This is a genomic window from Weissella sp. DD23 (assembly GCF_001579105.1).
GTDB classification, from domain to species: Bacteria; Bacillota; Bacilli; order Lactobacillales; family Lactobacillaceae; genus Weissella; species Weissella cibaria.
Genome location: NZ_KQ970400.1, coordinates 54,463 through 58,960 on the forward strand (window position 1 = coordinate 54,463; position 4,498 = coordinate 58,960).

Here is a 4,498-nt window from a genome sequence, read left to right on the forward strand (position 1 = left end):
GTCCATACCGTACCATTCTGGACTCGTCAACAATTCCCAAGCCCAAGGAATAACTTCAGGCTTAAAGTAGTCGCCAATTGAGAAGTTTCCCATCATTTCAAACAACGTGTGGTGACGGGCCGTGTGACCAACGTTCTCAATGTCATTCGTACGAATTGACTTTTGCGCGTTCGTAATACGGTGGTTTTCAGGTACAACTGAACCGTCGAAGTACTTCTTCAACGTTGCGACACCAGAGTTAATCCACAACAATGTTGGATCGTCCTTTGGAATCAATGATTGAGATGGCTCAATGCTGTGTCCCTTGCTTTCGAAGAAACGCAAAAACATATCACGGATCTCAGCTGATGATAATGGCTTCATCTTCCAATCCTCGCTTAAATAAATATCTAAAATAAAAACAGACCCCCATTGCAAAAACAGAGACGCCTACACGCGGTACCACTCTGCTTGCAATGATAGTCTGCATCATTACCTCTTTGAATGCCGTTAACGCTGGCGCACGGTTTGCTTTCACAAACAGCTATGAAGGTAGCATCACAAAAGGTTGAGCGTTGTTTACATCATCCACAACGTTTCTGTTGGCTCTCAAACCATAAATGATATGTCCTTGTTCATTATTGTAACATATTAAGAACTTCTAATAACCGTTTTTGTTTGCTTGAAATGTTTTTGTAAAAGTTATTTGGTATTTAGCAATCGCGCGATGTTCTCAGCTGTTCGTGTGAGATTTGCCTCACCATCCTTCATTGCAGTCGGCAAATCAACTGCACCCGGCACGATGCTGAACACCGCATCGATACCCAAATCATACAATGTATCAATGCCATCCCCAACGTATCCAGCCAATCCAATGACCTTCGCATCGGGTGAGGCTTGCTTAATCGCTTGCGCTGCACCCATTGGCGTCTTACCGTATTGCGTTTGAAAATCAATCGCACCTTCGCCGACAAATGCGACATCCGCATTGGCAGATTTGGCGACTAATGCAGTTGCTGCAACAACCAAACTAATGCCCGATTGCATCTTAGCCTGTGTGAACGCCAACATACCTGCTCCGAGTCCGCCGGCAGCGCCCGCCCCCGGTGTATTAGCCAAGTCGATACCCAATTGTGCCTTAACCACCTTGGCATAATTTGTCAAAGCCGTATCGAGTTCGGCCACCATCGCTGGTGTCGCACCCTTTTGTGGGCCAAAGACGGCTGACGCACCAGTTTCACCAACCAATGGATTCGTGACATCTGATGCCAATAAGATTTCAGACTCAGCCACGCGCGGATCAATGTGGCTCATATCAATCCTGGATAACTGTGCTAACGGCGCACCACCATGAGCGATTTGCTGACCATTTTCATCAAGGAACCGGACACCCAACGCTTCAGCCATGCCAGCCCCACCATCGTTTGTGGCAGAACCGCCAAGTCCGATGATGAAGCGACGCAACCCGCGATTCAACGCATCTTTGATCAATTGGCCCGTGCCAAACGTCGTCGTAATCAGCGGATTTTTCGTTTCCTCTGTCACGAATTGAATACCAGATGCCGCTGACATTTCAATTACAGCCGTCTGACCATCACCTAGAACACCGTAAAAGGCCGTCACCGTTTCGCCCAACGGATTTTGTACATCAACAGCGATGATATCACCGTCCGTTGCATCAACTAATGACTGAACAGTGCCTTCACCGCCATCGGCCATCGGTACCAATTCATAGTCCGCGTCTGGATAAATTTTTTGCAAGCCAACTTGAATGGCCAGAGCCGCCTCTTTTGCTGTCATACTACCTTTAAATGAATCTGGGGCAATTACAAATTTCATATCAATTCCTCACTGAGTTGACCGTGGTTTTGAAAAAGACGCCGTTTATACCACTAATAAAACTTTCCGTGTACGAATTTAATAATCTAAACGATGAGCCACGAACGGACTAATTTTTGCATATAATTGCGGTTTAATCTTGTCATCCACATAGGAAACGATGCCAGGAGTTTTACTACCAATAACAATCTGACCGGATGGCAACTCGACACCACTATCATGTTCATATACATCATAAAAATTCAATTCGTCGAAGTCCACTGCTACAATCTGTTCACTATTGTCTAATCGATACTGAAAGTAATTCAATAAATTCGCATAATCACTAGTTGTAGATATCGATTTCAATAAATATTGAAAATCAAACACTGTGAGAATTGGGTACACATCATGTTCTTCATACAAAAATAATCCTTGTTGGTGTGCCAAAAGAGAAAAGTTCCACAAAGTAACAGTGACGCCAATAATCCCCCTAATCGGTTCCATTATATCTACGTTAACCTTATCCTTACCAACGCGAGTAAATATTTTTTCACCATCCTGTATAGCTTGTACAGCTCGACTGATTTGTTGTGATGCCTTCACTGCGTATTTATCATAAGTTGTTTGTAGCTTTTTCCTAGCATGTAAAACATTCGACAACCCCAAATTAATTCTAGATGCTTTTATTTCAACAACCCAATTAAATCCGTCAGATTGTAATAGTAAATCTTGTTCAGCCTCTTGTCCGTCAATTTCAACATAATAATTTGGTTGAATTTTAACTTCAGGATCAATCCTAGTTAATTCTTTACTGATAATTTCAACAACATAATCCTCAAATTTAGTTTGTATTCTTTTCAGTGCTTTATTCTGTTGTGTTAAGAACATATATTCCATTGTAATTTGAAAACTACCGTGTTGATTTGGAGCATATAAGAGATGCCCCTTATAAAATACCATTGGCAACAATTTTTTTCTGAGAACATTATACGCATCCTGGACACTTTCAACGTTGCGCATTTCTCGAGTAAGTTCTTGCAATTCCCACGAATTTTCTTCCAATTTTTTTGTTTCTTCATCAGTTACGAGCGACATCACTCCCCGTTCAAATGTTTCAAGCGAAATTTCGTTATTGCCCTCATTTGCAATAACGTACTTGATTAAACGAGAGGTACTTTTAACTTTAAATAGAGAGGCAATTGTATCATCAAAAAACTCGAAAAACTCTATCCATTGCCATGCTGAAATATATTCTAAATTAGAATTTGACATCGCAAAACTAGCGTCCAAAAATATGTCGCTATTTCCACGTTGATAATTTTTTTGGATGTTTGTTTTACTAAAACTATTGATTAATATCACCAATTTTCTTTCAAGTTTTAAAAAATCTGTTTTCGCTGATTTTTCTGTCACTGGCGCTGTAAGTGCATAAAACGAGATAGCTATGGCATTTTTTAAAGAATCAACAATAGTTTTATCTACAATGAAATCATCTGATTTCGCATCAGACATATTTTTATTAGTAAACATTGTATGGAATGCTTTTATTCTCGCTTCCATTGTATACCGTTCAACCAGTTGTGAAACTCGCTCCAAGTCCTTCATAAATCCCCCCTCATAAATTCAATACATGTTTGTTCATTTAATAATTTCTATCTAGATGTGTATCACTACCAATATAATTACACAATTTATACGGGTATGACCCCCATATATCTATCTTTCTAAATCTAAAAGTATAATTCAAGCATTTTATATACTAAAAAAGCGCGCAAATTGTATATTCGCGCGCTTTTATGCTACTTATCGTTAGCCTTTTTCTTAGCCTTACGCGCGGCACGAAGTGATTGACGTTCCTCAACACGCTTCTTGTACTTTGCATCACGGGCAATCGCAGACTTAATCTGACGCTTGTAACCAGGCTTAACGTTCTTCTTCTTCTTTTTAACCAAACCAATCATCGTTGGGTCTAGCTTAACAGTTGACTTTGAACGTTGCTTACGACGACGACGATCATAACCAGGCTTAAGCTCACCATGTGAGTAAGTCATTGGTTCAAACGTCACACCCATGTTTTCGACCGCTTGCACGCGTTCTTCTTCATCTGGATTGTAAATCGTAATGGCCGTTCCTTCCATACCGTTTCGACCAGTACGGCCAACACGGTGCACGAAGAATTCAAGCTCCGTTGGAATCCCATCATTGATGATCAATGATACACCAGGGATATCAATTCCACGTGCGGCCAAATCAGTGGCCACGACATATTGATAGTCCAAGTGTTGGATTTGTTGCATGGTACGCTTACGTTCACGTGGTTGAATACCACCGTGGATTTCAGCGACCTTCAAACCACGGTTACGCAATGCCTTGGTTAATTCACGCGCACGTTCCTTCGTGTTGGTGAACACCAACGCCATGTATGGGTTTCCCATCGTCAATAACTCGTAAACCAAGTCATCCTTCTTCATGCCCTTCGTACCAACTAACAAGTTAGTAATCGTTGGGGCGATAACGGTTTCTGTTGGAATTTCTTCCACAACAGGGTTCGTTAGGTACTTCTTCAAGAATGGTTGCAACTTTTGTGGAATCGTAGCTGAGAAGACCAACATTTGCAAATCTTCTGGCATCGCACCTGCGATTGCATCAACTTCTGGTAGGAAGTCCCAAATCCATGGTCATATCCGCTTCATCGACA

At 41.4% G+C, this 4,498-nt stretch carries 3 protein-coding genes and 1 pseudogene; all 4 read right to left on the minus strand.

Annotated features, from left to right (window positions below):
- Positions 1-363: alanine--tRNA ligase-related protein (locus WEIDD23_RS12860; RefSeq protein ID WP_242865525.1), on the minus strand; the 363-nt coding region annotated here is incomplete at its 3' end.
- Between the two features lie 318 nt (positions 364-681).
- Complete coding sequence (locus WEIDD23_RS11405) at positions 682-1,818, minus strand: glycerate kinase (protein WP_010369784.1); 1,137 nt, start codon at positions 1,816-1,818, stop codon at positions 682-684.
- Positions 1,819-1,896: 78 nt separating this feature from the next.
- A complete protein-coding gene (locus tag WEIDD23_RS11410) occupies positions 1,897-3,405 on the minus strand; it encodes a hypothetical protein (protein ID WP_010369787.1) in 1,509 nt (502 codons plus the stop codon).
- Between the two features lie 194 nt (positions 3,406-3,599).
- A pseudogene (locus WEIDD23_RS11415) lies at positions 3,600-4,498 on the minus strand (DEAD/DEAH box helicase); the annotation flags it as partial.

Bases quoted from the DNA above. Each gene is read 5' to 3' on its own strand.
- WEIDD23_RS11405 (WP_010369784.1), bottom strand. From the start codon at position 1,818: ATGAAATTTGTAATTGCCCCAGATTCATTTAAAGGTAGTATGACAGCA.
- WEIDD23_RS11410 (WP_010369787.1), bottom strand. From the start codon at position 3,405: ATGAAGGACTTGGAGCGAGTTTCACAACTGGTTGAACGGTATACAATG.